At 69.6% G+C, this 15,351-nt stretch carries 15 protein-coding genes; 12 read left to right on the plus strand and 3 right to left on the minus strand.

Translation table 11 applies throughout. From position 1 onward, the window contains the following. The first annotated feature begins 2 nt into the window (after positions 1–2). Positions 3–1,799: a DUF2207 domain-containing protein gene (locus FBY39_RS06655; RefSeq protein WP_141931260.1), complete on the plus strand. Its 1,797-nt coding sequence runs from the start codon at positions 3–5 to the stop codon at positions 1,797–1,799. Here FBY39_RS06655 and FBY39_RS06660 read toward each other — a convergent pair. After that, positions 1,731–3,251: an HNH endonuclease signature motif containing protein gene (locus FBY39_RS06660; protein ID WP_141931263.1), complete on the minus strand. Its 1,521-nt coding sequence runs from the start codon at positions 3,249–3,251 to the stop codon at positions 1,731–1,733. The two genes, FBY39_RS06655 and FBY39_RS06660, sit on opposite strands and share 69 nt — an antisense overlap. Positions 3,252–3,631: 380 nt before the next feature. Here FBY39_RS06660 and FBY39_RS06665 point away from each other — a divergent pair, with 380 nt between their 5' ends. The 9 genes from FBY39_RS06665 (at position 3,632) to FBY39_RS06705 (ending at position 12,208) form a co-directional block, all read left to right on the plus strand. Next, positions 3,632–4,096: a MarR family winged helix-turn-helix transcriptional regulator gene (locus FBY39_RS06665; RefSeq protein ID WP_396652254.1), complete on the plus strand. Its 465-nt coding sequence runs from the start codon at positions 3,632–3,634 to the stop codon at positions 4,094–4,096. 54 nt (positions 4,097–4,150) lie between these two features. Then, positions 4,151–4,573: an organic hydroperoxide resistance protein gene (locus FBY39_RS06670; protein ID WP_141931265.1), complete on the plus strand. Its 423-nt coding sequence runs from the start codon at positions 4,151–4,153 to the stop codon at positions 4,571–4,573. Positions 4,574–4,776: 203 nt separating this feature from the next. Further along, positions 4,777–5,529 carry a CDP-alcohol phosphatidyltransferase family protein gene (locus FBY39_RS06675; RefSeq protein WP_141931267.1) on the plus strand — a complete coding sequence of 251 codons (753 nt, stop codon included), beginning with the start codon at positions 4,777–4,779 and terminating at the stop codon, positions 5,527–5,529. After that, a complete protein-coding gene (locus FBY39_RS06680; RefSeq protein ID WP_141931269.1) occupies positions 5,526–6,542 on the plus strand; it encodes a lysylphosphatidylglycerol synthase transmembrane domain-containing protein in 1,017 nt (338 codons plus the stop codon). The genes FBY39_RS06675 and FBY39_RS06680 overlap by 4 nt, the downstream gene beginning before the upstream one ends. Continuing rightward, positions 6,539–7,561, plus strand: a complete 1,023-nt coding sequence (locus FBY39_RS06685) for an ABC transporter substrate-binding protein (protein WP_141931271.1) — start codon at positions 6,539–6,541, stop codon at positions 7,559–7,561. Before FBY39_RS06680 ends, FBY39_RS06685 begins: the two co-directional genes overlap by 4 nt. Next, positions 7,551–8,408, plus strand: a complete 858-nt coding sequence (locus FBY39_RS06690) for an ABC transporter ATP-binding protein (RefSeq protein ID WP_141931273.1) — start codon at positions 7,551–7,553, stop codon at positions 8,406–8,408. Before FBY39_RS06685 ends, FBY39_RS06690 begins: the two co-directional genes overlap by 11 nt. Next, positions 8,405–10,000, plus strand: a complete 1,596-nt coding sequence (locus FBY39_RS06695) for an ABC transporter permease (RefSeq protein WP_141931275.1) — start codon at positions 8,405–8,407, stop codon at positions 9,998–10,000. The genes FBY39_RS06690 and FBY39_RS06695 overlap by 4 nt, the downstream gene beginning before the upstream one ends. Continuing rightward, on the plus strand, positions 9,997–11,094 hold the full coding sequence (locus tag FBY39_RS06700) for a glycosyltransferase family 4 protein (RefSeq protein ID WP_186337032.1): 1,098 nt from the start codon (positions 9,997–9,999) through the stop codon (positions 11,092–11,094). The genes FBY39_RS06695 and FBY39_RS06700 overlap by 4 nt, the downstream gene beginning before the upstream one ends. A gap of 73 nt (positions 11,095–11,167) precedes the next feature. Then, positions 11,168–12,208, plus strand: a complete 1,041-nt coding sequence (locus tag FBY39_RS06705; RefSeq protein WP_141931279.1) for a cupin domain-containing protein — start codon at positions 11,168–11,170, stop codon at positions 12,206–12,208. A gap of 29 nt (positions 12,209–12,237) precedes the next feature. Here FBY39_RS06705 and FBY39_RS06710 read toward each other — a convergent pair whose 3' ends face one another. Both FBY39_RS06710 and FBY39_RS06715 read right to left on the minus strand, forming a co-directional pair. Next, positions 12,238–12,678: an SRPBCC family protein gene (locus FBY39_RS06710; RefSeq protein ID WP_141931281.1), complete on the minus strand. Its 441-nt coding sequence runs from the start codon at positions 12,676–12,678 to the stop codon at positions 12,238–12,240. Between the two features lie 67 nt (positions 12,679–12,745). Further along, positions 12,746–13,723: a YafY family protein gene (locus tag FBY39_RS06715; protein ID WP_141931283.1), complete on the minus strand. Its 978-nt coding sequence runs from the start codon at positions 13,721–13,723 to the stop codon at positions 12,746–12,748. A gap of 100 nt (positions 13,724–13,823) precedes the next feature. On the opposite strand from FBY39_RS06715, the gene FBY39_RS06720 reads away from it, so the two are divergent. Together FBY39_RS06720 and FBY39_RS06725 are read left to right on the plus strand one after the other, a co-directional pair. Then, positions 13,824–14,279, plus strand: a complete 456-nt coding sequence (locus FBY39_RS06720; RefSeq protein ID WP_141931285.1) for a VOC family protein — start codon at positions 13,824–13,826, stop codon at positions 14,277–14,279. A 105-nt stretch (positions 14,280–14,384) separates the two neighbouring features. Then, positions 14,385–15,143, plus strand: a complete 759-nt coding sequence (locus tag FBY39_RS06725; protein ID WP_141931287.1) for an IclR family transcriptional regulator — start codon at positions 14,385–14,387, stop codon at positions 15,141–15,143. Positions 15,144–15,351: the final 208 nt, after the last annotated feature.

Below are 15,351 nucleotides of genomic sequence, written 5' to 3' on the forward strand. Positions count from 1 at the left end.
GCATGGTCTGTGGCACGAGAGCGCTCACGGTTCGACTCGTCGCGGTGCTCCTCTCCGTCTTCGCGATCCTTCTCTTCGGGCCCACGATCGGCGCGAGTGCGGCGTCGGCATCTGCCGATGTGGACGATTTCACGTTCGAGAGCCTCGACGTCGAGTACGAGCTGTCGAGAGCGGAGGACGGCACGAGCACACTCCACGTGCGGGAGACGTTCGTTGCCGTCTTCCCCGAGTACGACCAGAACCGCGGGATGCGACGCGTCATCCCGGACTTCTACCAGGGCGCGCCGCTGCATCCCGAACTTCTCTCGATCACGGATGGAGCGGGTGAGGAGCGGGCCTCCGGGACCGATTCCGACGAGGGGATGTTCTCGATGACGTCGCGCGCGGATGACTTTGTGCACGGGCGGCAGACCTACGTCTTCGAGTACACCCTCCACAACGTGACGCGGTACTTCGCCGACACGGGCGTCGACGAGTTCTACTGGGACGTCACGGGCACCGATTGGCGGCAGCCGTTCGGCCGCACATCGATGCGGCTGGAGGTCGATGACGCCCTCGCGGACGCGCTGACGGGTGCAGCATCCTGCTATGTCGGATCGCAGGGCGCGACGGACACGTGCGAGATCCAGGAGGATTCCGGAGCGGTCGTCGCGACGACGGGTCCGCTCGCCCCGTACGAGACGATGACGGTCGCGGTCGCCTTCGCGGCGGGCACCTTCACGCCGTTCGACTCGTCGTACTTCGCGTCGCCGTGGGGATGGCTCCAGGCCGTCGCGGGCGTCGGCGCGATCGGGGCGCTCGTCAGCGCGATCGTGGTGCGTCGCCGATATCTGCGCGACGATCCGGGACGTCCGACGATCATCGCGGAGTACACCCCTCCGCGGGAAGTGGATGCCCTCGAGAGCGCCGTGCTGCTCGGGCTCGTGACGAAGGCCATCCCCGCGGAAGTCCTCGAGCAGGCCGTCGTCGGCAGCATCCGGATTCTCGAGGGAACCCCCGGACGGTGGAGTTCGCGCGCTCCGCTGATGGCCGAGCTCGTCGATCCGTCTCGCGCCGACGGCGACGGGCGAATGCTGCTCGAGGGGCTCTTTCCCGAGGGGCGGCCGGGGGAGCAGTTCGAGTTCGGTCGCACCGACACTCGGTTCTCGACAGCGGCGCAGAAGATCCTCAAGGCGGCGAACGCGGAACTCGATCGCCGGGGGATGCGCCGGCCCGTCTCCGGGCGTGTTCGCGTGTGGCCGATCCTCGCGGCGGTCCTCGCGGGCGGTGCGGCCTTCCCGCTCGGGCTCGCGGCGCTGAGTGCCGGCGTTCACGCAGCGGTTCCGATCATCGTCATGGTGGCGGGGCTGCTCGTGGCGATCACGGCGATCGGGCTCGTGTCGAGGCGACCGCTGACGTCACGCGGTGCCGAGACTCGCGACCACCTCGCAGGTCTGAAGATCTTCATCGAGTGGGCCGAAGCCGACCGCATACGGATGCTCCAGTCGCCCCTCGGGGCCGAGCGCGTGCCGGTCGATACGGGCGATACGCGCGAGATGCTGCGACTGTACGAGTCGCTGTTGCCGTACGCGGTCGTGTTCGGCCAGGAGAAGGAGTGGGCGGAGCAGCTCGCGGTACTGTACGGCTCGGACTCGCCGGGCTGGTACAGCGGAACGAGCGGGTTCACCGCGTCGTCCTTCGCCGCAGGCATCTCGACCCTCTCGGCATCGACGTCTTCCTCGTCGTCCACGTCAGGCGGTTCGAGCGGTGGCGGGTCGGCCGGTGGCGGCGGAGGTGGCGGCGGAGGCGGGGGCGTCTGACCCGCACCCGTCGCGCCGTCGTCTGGTCCGCTCGCGCTGCAGGTGAGCAGACCCGCGGGCGCGTAGCCATGCGCCGGAGCGGTCGATGTGCGAAGGCGCTCGCACTTCAGGCACGCCGTCCGTCATACGTACCGCCCATCCACTCGTCTCCAACGTGCGGTGATGATGCCAACAGAGGAGCATGCCGTTGTCGGTATGAGTCGGACCGCCTCTCGAATGCTCGAGGGCATGATGGACCTCGCACCAGAACGCGGGGACGTGGCATCCCGGGATGACACACCCTCCGTCCCGCGCCATGATCGCCCTCCGTTGGTGGGCGGTGAACACCCGATGGGGTGATCCGAGCGAGATGATCCGCCCGGTTTCGTCGTACACGGCGTGCTGCGTACCGCCCGCGCAGGCGATCTGGCGGGCGACCCGGGCGGGCAGCGGCTGGTCGGTGCCGTCGATGAAGGCAACGCCTGATTGCGTCTCGAGGTCTTCGGCGCTGATGGTCACGAGCAGCGTCGGGGCGGCTCCGCCCAACGTCGGCGTCTCGGCGGCGCGGGCTGCGACGGCGAGCACGCTCGCGAGCACGTCGTGCTGCTTCTGGGAACGCGTACGCAGATCATGGCTCGGCTCGGCATCGTCGGACGACATCGCCTCCGAATCGACGAAGACCGGCCCCCTCGTGGCATCGCTCGTCCGGTCGGCGACCCGCGGAGACAGATGAGCATGGATCAGCTGCTGAAGCTGAGCGGCGACGTCGGGGAGGAGCTCGCCGCGGAGCGGCACGAGCCCGTCGCGCACGCGCCCGAGCACGAGCCCCCGGCGTCGTTCGGCACGTTCGTACTCGGGCAGTACTCCATCGGGATCGAGCGCGAGCGACCAGACGCGCGCCTGGACCAGCGTCGACTCGGCGTCGAGTCCAGCCGTGTCGGGGGTGCCGACCGCATCGGCGACCAGGGCCTCCTCTGCGGCTGCCAATCCCGCGGGGTGGCAGCGCTCAACGATCGGCCCGAGTGTCGTCGTGATGACCGCGACCGTGTCGAGCCCGACGAGCCCGTCGTCGAGTGCCGCTCGCAGGCGGGGGAACGGCGCCGGAACGACGTCGCCCGTGAGCGAGGTCGTCGACGCGATCGGCCGGGCTGCTCGCGTGCGGTGACGCGCCGTCGTCGTTCGGATGCCGGTGAGGCTCGTGAGCAACTCGACTGCGGACCCGCATCCCATTCGTTCGCACAGCCTCGCGGCTCCGCGCTCGGGTCGGCAACGGTCGTCGACCTCGCTCGCGACGATGAGCCGTGCGGCGTCGACACGTCGGCCGAGCGACTCGACGAGACGCACGAACTCCACGAGCTGGGCGTCCGTCATCGCTCGCGCGTCGTCGTTCGCGAGCGCAGGTGACAGCAGATCAGCGAGATGCCGCTCGATCTCGGGGAGCCGCCGCAGGAGGGCATCCGCTCGTTCTGTCATGTCCCCAGTCTGCCCAGGGGTTCCGACATTCCAACCGACACAAAACCCAGGTCAGGGACCTATTGTGGATAACCCTTCCGCGCTCTCGCCTGGGGAGGAACCGATGAACTCCCGCACCGTGGGCAGGCGCTCGGCACAGAGTAAGGGCCGGTCGGAGAGGCTCCCGACCGGCCCTTGTCCCTTGCACCAAGAGTGTCCTGCAATCACATGCCGGTAGCTGCCACAGCAAAACAACTACCGTTCCTGAACTCTATAACGACAAGGTAACGAAAGGGAAGAGGTGAGCGTTATCTTTTCGTGATTTGAGTTCCGCTGTCCGCTGCGCCGGGAACGATCGCGGGTGGGTTGTGCACAATTAAATTGCGTGCAACACTAATTCCGTGGCGACAACACGAAGCGGGAACGTCCGCGCGATCGATGAGATGGTCTGCTTCTCGCTCTACGCCGCGAGCCGCGCGACGACGCAGGCCTATCGACGAATCCTCGCGCCATGGGGCCTGACGTACCCGCAGTACCTCGTGCTCGTGGAGCTGTGGGAGCGCGACCCCCGGACGGTCGGTGAGCTCGGCGATGACCTGGCGCTGGACTCGGGCACGCTCTCGCCGCTCCTCTCGCGACTCGAGAAGGCCGGTCATGTCGTGCGTGAGCGGGTGAGCGAAGATGCGCGAGTCGTGTCGGTGCGCCTGACCGAGCGGGGACGGCGTCTGCGCGCCGAATTGGCGCACGTCGCTGGCGAGTTGGTGCGTTGCAGTGCCCTCTCGGCATCGAACGCCCGTGCCCTGCTGGCCGAGCTGCACGCCTACACCGATGCGTTGGATGCGTCGCTGAAATCCGCGTCCGCCTGACCCGGCCCCCGGCATCCGAATTCCCCCGATCCGCACGACAGAAGGAAGTTCACCATGGAAATTCTCTACACCGCCGAGGCTCTTGCCACTGGAGATGGCCGCAATGGCCACGTGGCGACGATCGACGGGATGCTTGCTGCCGACGTTCGCGTGCCGAAAGAGATGGGTGGTTCGGGTGATGCCCTCAACCCCGAACTGCTGTTCGCCGCGGGGTATGCGGCCTGCTTCCACAGCGCTCTTCTGAGCGTGGCCCGCCGTGAGAAGGTGGCTCTGCACGACACGAGCGTGGGCGCGCGCGTCGGCATCGGCTCGAACGGTGAGGGTGGGTTCGGGCTGGCCGTCGAACTCGAGGTGGTCATCCCCGATGTTCCCGCCGAGCAGGCGCAGGCGCTCGCGGATGCCGCGCATCTGATCTGCCCGTATTCGAACGCGACGCGGGGCAACATCGAGGTCGTCGTTCGCGTCGTCGAGGACTGAGAGAGCCTCACCAAGGTAGGTGAAGGCCCGGTCGGTACGTTCGTCCGACCGGGCCTTTTCCGAGAATCTGTCGTTGCGCGTCGCGGTGTCGGGCCGTGGGGATGCGTCCGCGACCAAGCCGGACCGAGCGTGGAGTGTCAACCCCCCTACCAAAACGCCGGGATTCCGGCCCATCGCGGGTGCGCCGCTGTTAGCGTCCTCACATGACGGCAGCATCCTCGCAGGGCGGCGTCTCTGCGGTCGAGGTGACCGCGGGCGGCCGCGGTGTCGTTCGGGTGTTCCTCGGGGTCGGCGTTCTGAACCTCGCAGCCTGCCTTGGCGTCTGCCTCGCTCTGGGACTCCCGACACCCGCCCTGATCACCTGTGCGGGAGCCTTCGTCGTCGCGTTGTCGGCCGCCGCGGTGTTCCTCCGCAGAAGCCACCCGCACGCTCGACTGGGCCTGGCCAACGTCATCACGCTTGCGCGGCTGTCGATGGTGACGGTGCTGCTCGGCATCCTGATCGCCGGGGGCGCAGAGCCGTGGTTCGTGATCGCCCTCGGTGTCGTCGCGCTCAGCCTCGACGGCGTGGACGGGTACGCCGCCCGCAAGCAGGGTCTCGCATCACGGTTCGGGGCATCCTTCGACATGGAGGTCGACTCGGCCTTCGCCCTCGTGCTGTCTCTGCTCGCGGCGACCGGCCCGGCGGGCCCGATCGCGATCCTGCTGGGGCTGCCGCGTTACCTGTACGGCCTCGCCGCCGTCGCTCTGCCGTGGCTGAACGGCGAGCTCGCACCGCGCTTCAGCCGCAAGGTCGTGTGCGTCGTGCAGCTCGTCGCCCTCATCGCGCTGCAGCTTCCGTTCCTCGGGATGCCGGTGGCGCTCGCCATCGTGATCGTCACCGCGGGCGCGCTGGCGTGGTCATTCGGCATCGACACGGTCGCGCTCCACCGAGGCCGTCGGCAATCGGCGTCATGAACCCCGCACGTCGCTCCCGCGCGGTCGTCCTGCGGGTGGTGCAGATCGCGGTGACGGCGGGGCTCCTCCTCCTCGTCTGGCGCCTGGCCGACGGGGCGGATGCCGTGAGCATCCTCGTTGCGGCGAATCCCGCCTTGCTCGTCCTGGCGGTGGCGCTCCTCATCCTGCACACGGTCTTCGGCGCGCTGCGCTGGCGGGTGACGGCGGCGCCGCTCGGCATCGACCTCACCCGCAGACGCGCCGTCGCGGAGTACTTCCTCGCACAGCTGGCCAACACGGCCCTTCCCGGCGGAGTCCTCGGCGATGCGGGCCGCGCCGCGCGTTCGCGCCACCACGCCGGACTCGGCCGCGCCGCGGGCGCCGTCGTGCTCGAGCGGGCGATCGGGCAGCTCGCCCTGCTCGTCGTGCTGAGTGTCGCGTTCGTCATGACGCTCGCCCTGCCGAGCAGCATCACCTGGCCGCCGGGGGTCGAGATCGGCCTCGCCGTCGCGTTGTCGATCGCCTGGACCGTCACCCTCGTCGCCGCCGTCGCGGCACGCCGATCGTCCCCGGACACACGGGGGAGGCTCACGCGGGTGTTCGCGGGCATCCGCACCTCGGTCGCGGCGCCGGGGGTGGCGATGCGCCAGGTGCTCCTCAGCGCAGGCACCACTGTCAGCCTGCTCTCGGCGTTCGCGTGCTGCGCGCTGGCCGTCGGTGCGCCCATGTCGCCACTCGCCGTCGCCGCTGTCGTCCCCGTCGTGCTGTTCGCGATGCTGCTGCCGGTGTCGATCGGCGGATGGGGTGTGCGGGAGGGGGCCGCGGTGGCCCTGCTGCCGATCGCGGGCCTGAGCGGCGCGCAGTCGCTGGCGGCGAGTGTGGCGTTCGGCGTCTGCGCGCTTACGTCCGCGCTGCCGGGTTTCGCCGCCGTCTGGTCGTCGAGACATTCCCCCTCCCGCGGCGCCGTGGCAGGCTCGACTGCACGAGAGTCATCGCATCCTTCACTCATCGCCCCGGCAGAGGAGCCGTCATGACCATCCCTCCCACCTTCACCCGCCGCGCGCTGCTCGGCGCGGGCCTCATCGGAGCGGTCGGCCTCGCGGCAGCCGCGTGCAGCACGCCTTCCCCGTCGCCGTCGGGCGGCCGGGCCGCGCCGCGCGACGTCGCCCTCCAGCTGTCCTGGCTGCACTCGGCACAGTTCGCCGGAAGCTACATCGCCCTCGACCGCGGGTGGTGGAGCGCTGAGGGTCTCAACGTCGAGCTCCTGCAGGGCGGGCCGAACGCGCCGGTCGAACCGCCGGTCGTCTCGGGTGCGGCACTCATCGGCATCTCGGCTGCCGACTACACGGCGGCCGCCGTGGCCGAAGGAGCGCCTTTCAAGATCCTCGGCGTGGCGATGCAGAAGAATCCCTTCGTGATCGCGTCGCTCCCCGACCGACCGGTCAACGCCCCCGGTGACATGGAGGGGATGAAGATCGGGATGGCCGTCGCGAACACCCCGGTGCTCGAGACCCTGTGCACACTCAACGGCGTCGACATCGAGGCGATCGAGATCATCCCGACGCAGTATTCGGCGCAGCCGCTTCTCGCGGGCGAGGTCGACTGCCTGCTCTGCTGGGAGACCGACCTTCCGGTCGCGATGGCCACGCAGGGCGTCGACAGCGTCACGATGCTCATGGCCGATTACGGCTACTCGGTGCACTCGCAGACGTACATCGCCACCGAGGACAGCCTCGCGAATCGACGCGACGACCTCATCGCCCTCATGGCCGGCGAAGTGCGGGGGTGGGAGGCGTACCGCGAGGACACCGCCGCGGCCGCGCAGCTCACGATCGACATGTTCCCGGATGCCGGACTCGACCTCGAGACCGAGACGCTCAAGGCTGAGCGCCAGGTGCCGCTGATGTTCTCGGCGGTGACCGATGAGAACGGATTCGGCTGGTGGACCGACGAGTCCGTCCAGCAGAACATCGAGACGCTCGCGCTGCTCGGCCAGACCGTCGACGCCGACCTGTGGGATCGGTCGATCCTGGAACAGATCCATGGCGGCTGACGACGCCGATCCCGGCGTCGGTCCACCCGGGGTCGAGGTCGTCGCCGCGGCCAAGACATACCCGGACGGCACGGAGGCGCTCTCGCCGCTGGACGCCGTCTTCGAAGCCGGTCGGACGACTGCCCTCGTCGGTCCGTCAGGATGCGGCAAGTCGACGTTGCTTCGCATGATCGCCGGCCTCGAGCAGCCGTCAGGCGGCACCGTGACGATCGGCGGCGCGGCACCGGCGACCGTTGCGGCCCGAGGCGAGCTCGCGATCGCCTTCCAGGATCCGTCGTTGCTTCCCTGGCGGACGGTGCGGAAGAACATCGCACTCGCGCTGTCGCTGGCCCGCGCGCCGATCGACACGGTGAGGATCGATGAACTCGTCGACCTCGTCGGGCTCGGCGGATTCGGCGACGCTCGTCCGGCCGCGCTGTCGGGCGGGATGCGCCAGCGCGCGGCGATCGCGCGCGCCCTCGTGACCCGGCCGCGTCTCCTCCTGTTGGACGAGCCCTTCGGTGCCGTCGACGAGCTGACCCGTCAGGACCTCGTGGAGGAACTCCCGCCCCTGTGGCGTGAGCGTGGGACGACGACGCTCCTCGTGACGCATTCCATCACCGAAGCCGTGCGTCTGGCTGATCGCATCCTCGTGCTGAGCCCCCGGCCGGCGCGTATCGTCGCCGACATCGCCGTCGACCTTCCGCAGCCGCGCCCACACGCCGTCGCGCGGTCGGACGCCTTCCGCGCGATCGTCGACGAAGTGACGACGGCGCTCGAGCGGTCGCGGTCGCGGCGGGCGACGGCATCCGGTCGCGCGCACCGGGACGACGCACCGGATGCTGCGTCGTCGAGCACGCCGGCATGACGCAGACGCTCGCCCCGACCGCCCCCCGGGCCACGGTTCCCCGGCGGCGATTCGAGATCGCCCTCGCCCTCGTCGCGCTGATCGCGGTGTGGGAGCTCGCTGCACGACTCCTGACGGGCGCGTACGTCCTGGCCGCACCGAGCGAGGTCGTCGTGGCGATCGTCGACAACGCGGCTCTGCTCGGCCGTGCCCTCGCCGCGACCGGGCAGGCTGCCCTGGCGGGCTTCGTGATCGGGAATCTCGCGGCGGTGGCGTTGGCTGCTCTGGCGGTGCTGGTGCCGCGGGCAGAGCGCGTGGTCACCGTCGTCGCGCTCGTGGTGTTCTGCCTGCCGCTCGTGGCGACCGGGCCGGTGCTGCGGGTCCTGCTCGGCCCCGGCGACGGCCCCGCGATCGCGCTCGCCGCCCTCGCGGTCTACTACACGACGATGATCCCGGTGCTGGTGGGCCTGCGCGCGGTGCCTGCCGGGTGGTTCGACCTGGTCCACAGCTACGGGCGCGGTGAAGCGGCGGCCCTGCGCTACGTGAGGGCGAGGGCGAGCGTCCCGTACCTGGTCGCGGGACTGCAGATCGCCGCTCCCGCCGCGTTCCTCGGCGCGATGGTGGGGGAGTTCACCGGCGCGGAGAGCGGGCTGGGGGTCCTCACGATCCGCGCCTCGCGCGACCTCGACATCGAGCTCACGTGGGCCCTCGCGACCGTCGCGACGATCGTGTCGGTCGTGGCCTACGCCGTCATCGGCGCGATCGGTCGACGAGTGACGACCGAAGAGCCGCCGATCATCCTCGCCCACGCCCGCCCGCCGGCCTCCCGGCGGAACCGCCTGCGCAGCGCGCTGAGCACAACGCTCTGGTTCATCGTCGTGATCGTCGTGCTCTGGTGGGGCGGCATCATCGTCACAGGTCTCAATCCGTTCTTCGCCCGCACGCCGGTCGACGTCATCCGCATCCTGGCGGGAGTCGACGACGGCGGGGCTGTGCGTGACGAGCTCCTCGGTGCGCTCGCAGAGACGGCGGCGCTGGCGATCCCCGGCTATCTCGCGGGACTCGCCGCAGGCGCGGGTCTGGCGATCCTGCTGATCCTCGCACCGCGCGCCGAAGCGGTGGGGATGCCGATCGCCATCGCCCTGCGCGCGGTGCCCATCGTCACGACAGCGCCCCTCGTCGTGCTGCTGCTCGGACGGGGACCGGTCGGGGGAATCACGCTCGTGGCCGTCATGGTGTTCTTCCCGACCCTGGTCTCGTGCCTGCAGGGTCTGCGGCAAGCACCCGGCAACGCTCTGGACGTCCTGCGCAGCTACGCCGCCCCGACGCGGACGCAGCTCGTCCGCGTGCGGATCCCCGCGATGCTGCCTGCCTTCTTCGCCGCAGCGCGGATGAGCGTACCGGCCGCCGTGCTGGCGGTGACGGTCGTCGAATGGCTCGCGACCGGAAGCGGCATAGGGAGCCTCATGGCCCTCGCCGCGTCGCGCTCGGGGTACGACACGCTCGCGGGCGCCGTGGTGCTCGTGACGGCGCTGTCGGCACTCGGGTACGCCGCGGTGGGCGCGATCGAGACGCGAGTGCTGCGGGTCTACGCGCCGGAGCAGCAAGCGTGAGGCGCGCGGTCTTCGCGATCCCGGGCGACCTCGACACCGTCACGGGCGGCTACTTGTACGAGAAGCGCCTTCTCGAGGGACTGCGGGCCGTCGGTACCGACACCGCGCACCTGCGGCTCGGCGGCTCGTTCCCCGACCCCTCGCCCGCCGATCATGCGCACGCCGCACGTGTTCTCGACGCGATCGATCCGCAGACGCCGATCATCCTCGACGGCTTCGTCTTCGGATCGATGGAACCGGCCACCCTTGCGAGCCTCCGCGCCCCGTTCGTCGGGATGGTGCACCATCCGCTCGCCCGCGAAGAAGGGCTGTCCGAGGAGCGGCGCGCGCACCTGCTGCGCACCGAGCGGGGGAATGTCGCACTCGCCGCGGCGATCCTCGTCCCCAGCCCGCACACGGCTCGGATCCTCGTCGAGGAGTACGACGCCGATCCTGACCGGGTCATCGTCGCGCGGCCCGGCACCGACAGGGTCGCCGCCCTCCGCGAGCCGTCGCATCCGCCCCTCATCCTGTCGATCGGCATCCAGCATCCGCGCAAAGGACACGATGTGCTGCTGCGCGCCCTGGCCCGCATGACCGACCTGCCGTGGACCGCGGTCGTCGTCGGAGCGGAGTGGGATGCCGCGCACGCGGCCGATCTGCGCGCGCTGCGCGACGACCTCGGTCTCGAGGGCCGCGTCCGCCTCGCGGGCCTCGTGGCGGCACACGAACGAGACGCGCTGTACCGCTCGGCGAGCGTCTTCGCCCTCGCAACGCGGTACGAGGGATACGGGCTCGTGTTCGACGAGGCCCTGTCCTGGGGGCTACCCGTCGTCTCGTGCCGCACAGGGGCGGTGCCCGACACCGTGCCACCCGACGCCGGCATCCTGGTCCCACCCGACGATCCCGTCGCCTTCGCCGAGGCTCTCCGCACGGTGCTCGGCGACTCGCAGCGACGGGCCGCGCTCGCAGCCGCCGCGTCGGTCGCCGGCGCGCGGCTTCCGGGGTGGCTCGACACGGCCCGAACGGCCCAGGCGGTGCTCGACCGCCTCGCGTGGGCCGGGCGGCGCGGGTGTCGTGGCGCGCATGTCGATGGCTCTACGCTGGGCGCGTGAGGCGAACCCGGACCCCCCGATCCTGGGAGGTCGACCTCGGTGTCGGCGTCGCCTACGGGCAGGAGAAACCGTCATGACCACACCATCGAGACACGTCGCGTCGCTCCTCCATGGCGACGTCGTGCACGCCGACGACAATGGCTCGATCACGCGGCTCACCGCCGACCAGTTCCCCATCCTCGAGCGTCTGTCCATCAAGCGTCTCGTCCTCGAGCCGCGCGCCGTGCGCGAGCCCCACTGGCATGCCAACGCCAACGAGCTCGCCTACTGCGTGACGGGCCGCGTGCTCGTCTCGGTGCTCGACAACGGGTCGGTGTTCTCGTCATTCGTCGTCTCCGCGGGGCAGATGTTCCACATCGACAGCGGCAGTCTCCACCACCTCGAGAACATCGGCGACGACACGGCGGAGTTGATCATCGCGTTCAGCCACGAGCAGCCGGAGGACTTCGCCCTCAGCAGCGCGTTCGGGGCGATGACCGACGCGGTGCTCGGCAACACCTACGGGCTGCCATCCACGTCGTTTCGGGGCTTCTCCCATTCCGTCGCGCCGCGCAGCATCGTCCAGCGGGAGGGGGCGGAGTCGCCCGGGTTCGACGCGCAGCGAAACGACCCGCATCGGTTCGATGTCGAGGCGATGGGCGCGCCGGTCGATTCCCCTGTCGGTTCCGCCCGCACCGCGCGACAGCAGTTCTGGCCCGCCCTGAAGAACCTCTCCATGTACTCGCTGCGCATCTCCGAGGACGGGATGCGCGAGCCGCACTGGCATCCGATCACGGCAGAGATGGGCTACATCCACAAGGGACGTGCCCGAATGACGATCCTCGATCCCGACGGGACCGTCGATACGTACGAGCTGGGCCCCGGCGACGTCTACTTCATCCCGCGGGCGTACCCGCACCACATCGAGGACATCGGCGACGACGAGATCCACTTCCTCATCTTCTTCGACCAGCCCACACCCGGCGACGTCGGCTTCCGGGCCTCCGCATCGGCCTACAGTCGCGCCGTCCTCTCGGCGGCGTTCGGCGTTGCACAGGAGGAGCTTCCCGATTTCCCCGTGACCGCGGAGGATCCGCTCGTCGTCGAGAGGATCAACCCGGTAGACCCTGTGTGACGACCTCGATCGGCACGTCGAAGGGGCGGTCAGTCCTCGCCGCGCTCGAGCAGCAGCTTCGCCCGCGCCAGACCGGCCGCGAGGGTCGACCGTGCGGACTCGGCGACGACAGGTTCGACCAGACGGAGCATGCCGCCGGGGCGGGCCTGGATGACAGCGGCCACGCGGCATCCGATCGCGATCGGCGTCATTTCGAAGCGCAGTCGTGTCGGCATCGTTCCCGACGTGCTCGTCGCGGCCATCGTCTGCGGAGCGACGAATTCGGTCACATTCCAGTCGAACTCGATCTCTTGCCCCATGACGCGCATGCGGGTGCGGATGCGACTGCCCTCCGTAACCGGCGGTGCGCTCAGGAGTCGCTCCGACAGCACCGACCGATCCCACTCCGCGCGGCGATCCGGGTCGGTGAGGAAGGCGAACACCGTCGCAGGTGGGCGGGCGATGTCGACGCTCTCGGCGATCTCGAACATGGTCCTCCTCAGCGCTTCAGCACACCTTCGCACATCCCGCCCGGCCGGACCTGCCCGCGCGACCGCTTCAGCGCGCCGGATTCGCGTAGCGTTCGGCGAGGGTTGCGAACGCGGAGGCGAGCTCGGGCGGGCCGACGACCTCCATCGGCACGTCGAATCTGCCGAACACCGCGGCGAGGGACACCCACGACCACGAACCCGCTTCGAGGATGCAGCGGTGCTCGTCGATCGCCGTCACGGTGCCGTCGCCGGTGAACGGGCGCACGCGGCTGGCGGGCAGGTCGAGGACGACGCTGCCCCGGCAGGGCCACGCATTGACCTCAGAGCCTTTGAATCGGGCGGAGACGAACTCGTCGACGTCGCCACCCGGGACCGTGCGCGGAATGAAACGGGGGCCGTGGGGGAGGCGCGGATGGATGCGATCGACTCTGTAGAGGCGCCACTCCTCGCGGTCGAGCTCCCACGCGACGAGGTACCACTGGCCGTGCGACGTGACCAGATGGTGCGGTTCGACACGGCGCGAGCGCGGCGGGTCTTCGTCTCGGGCGCCGGAAGAGTCTGGGTCTGCGTAGTCGAATCTCACGACCTCGTGATCGCGGATCGTGTTCGCGAGCGTCACGAGAACCTCGAGCGACACCTCAGGGGGAGTCGCCTCGCCCGGGCGGCCGATGACGGTGACCTCGAGCGCGTCGAGGCGGTGCCGGAGCCGCGAGGGCATCACCTGGCGGATCGTGCCGAGAGCGCGGATGGCGGCTTCTTCGATGCCCGCTCCGATTGCCGGGGCCGCTCGCAGCGCGATAGCGACGGCGACGGTCTGGTCGTCATCGAACAGCAGCGGGGGGAGCTCGGCGCCCGCGTCGAGGCGGTACCCGCCGTCCGGACCCATCGTCGCCCGGATGTTGTACCCCATCTCCCGCAGGCGGTCGATGTCTCGCCGCACGGTGCGGTCGCTGATGTTCAGCCGTGTCGCCAGGAGGGATCCCGGCCAGTCCCGGCGGGTCTGCAGCAACGACAGCAGATGAAGCAATCGCGCTGTCGTCGTCACGTCCTTCACTCTAGAAGTGGTCTAGGACAAGAACCGACCTATACGGATGGAACGGTGGGATGCAGCGGGCCGATCGGCCCCACCTTCTCAAGGAGCAGAGATGACCATCCAGACGACAACCCACCTCAACTTCCGCGGCGATGCGCGACAGGCCCTCGAGTTCTACCAGTCCGTCTTCGGGGGGCACGCCGTCATCAACACGTACGCGGATCTCGGGATGCCGGCAGAACAGCCCGGTGCGGACAAGGTCGTCTTCGGCCTCGTCGCCGCAGACAACGGCTTCCGAGTGATGGGCTACGACATCCCCGGACAGACCCGGGGAGGAGTCGCCGGGGGCGGGTCGACCCACCGCGAGGACAATGCCACGATCACCGATCAGGCGCTCTTCGTCTCGCTCGGTTCGGACAGTCTCGACGAGCTCCAGGGCCACTGGGACGCCCTCGCCGTCGACGCCACGATCATCGAGCCGCTCGCCGCATCCGCGTGGAGTGCCGGCTTCGGTATGCTCACCGACCGCTTCGGTGTCACGTGGAGTGCGAGCGTCAGCGGTTCCTGATCGAACTCGGTGGGGCTGCAGCGACGGTGTCGGGAGGGGAGCGGGCGTCGCCCCATCCCGATTCTGGCTTGACGCGTGTCGGCGCAGCCCCCTACCGTTCGGTTCATGGGACAAAACGATGGTCCGGAGCGCGGATCCGACCTCAACGGCGTCACGCGTGCGGGTGAGATCCTCTTCGCCTTCACCCGTGAGCGTCCCGAAATGGGACTCACTCGCCTCGCTTCCGAAGTCGGGCTGAGCAAGGCGACCGTCCACCGCGTGGCCCAAACGCTCGTCTCGCTCGGACTGCTCGAGCAGAGCGAGCAGACGCGGGCCTATCGTCTGGGGGTGCGGATCATGCGCCTGGCCGATGTCGTCGCCTCCTCGCTCGACATCCGCAAAGAGGCCCGGTCGGCACTGCGTCACCTGCGCGAGCAGACGGGGGAGACCGTCTATCTGATGCTCTTGCGGGACAACGCCGCTGCGTGCGCGGAGCGCATCGAGGGGTGGCATCCGATGCGCGATCTCTCGACTCCTCCCGGCACCGTCGTTCCCCTGCACGTCGGTGCGAGCGGAAGTGCGATCCTCGGCGTCCTCGACGCGGACGCGCTCGATGCCGCCGTCTCCGGTCTGGACCCGGAACGCGAAGCCGCCGTCCGGCGCCGAGTTGCCTTCGCCCGCGAGCACGGCTATGCCGTTGCCCGAGGAGACGTGTCGCAAGGTGTGGGGGCCATCGCCGTCGCATTGCGCGACGAGTCGGGGGCACCCGTCGGTGCCGTGAGCCTGGGTGGGCTCCTCGAGCGCGTCGAAGCGGCTGAGACGCAACTCGCCGCGTCCGTGAGCGCGACCGCGGCCGCCGTCACCTCCGCCATGGGGTGGAGCTGACGGAACCCTGACGGCGCCTTCTCTCCTGGCCGGCGAGGAGGGTCTTCGGCGTGCCCGGATTCGGCGGATACGCCGTCCGCCGACGCTCGACGTCGTAACACGAATGTCATACATCGCGTATTGACCGATGCGGGGCGTCGGCCTTAGCCTCTGGTTCAGAAAGAGAAACACTGGTTCGCACAGTGAACCGGTATCCGAAAGTCGGAGC

The organism is Microbacterium sp. SLBN-146 (assembly GCF_006715145.1).
Taxonomy (GTDB): Bacteria; Actinomycetota; Actinomycetes; order Actinomycetales; family Microbacteriaceae; genus Microbacterium.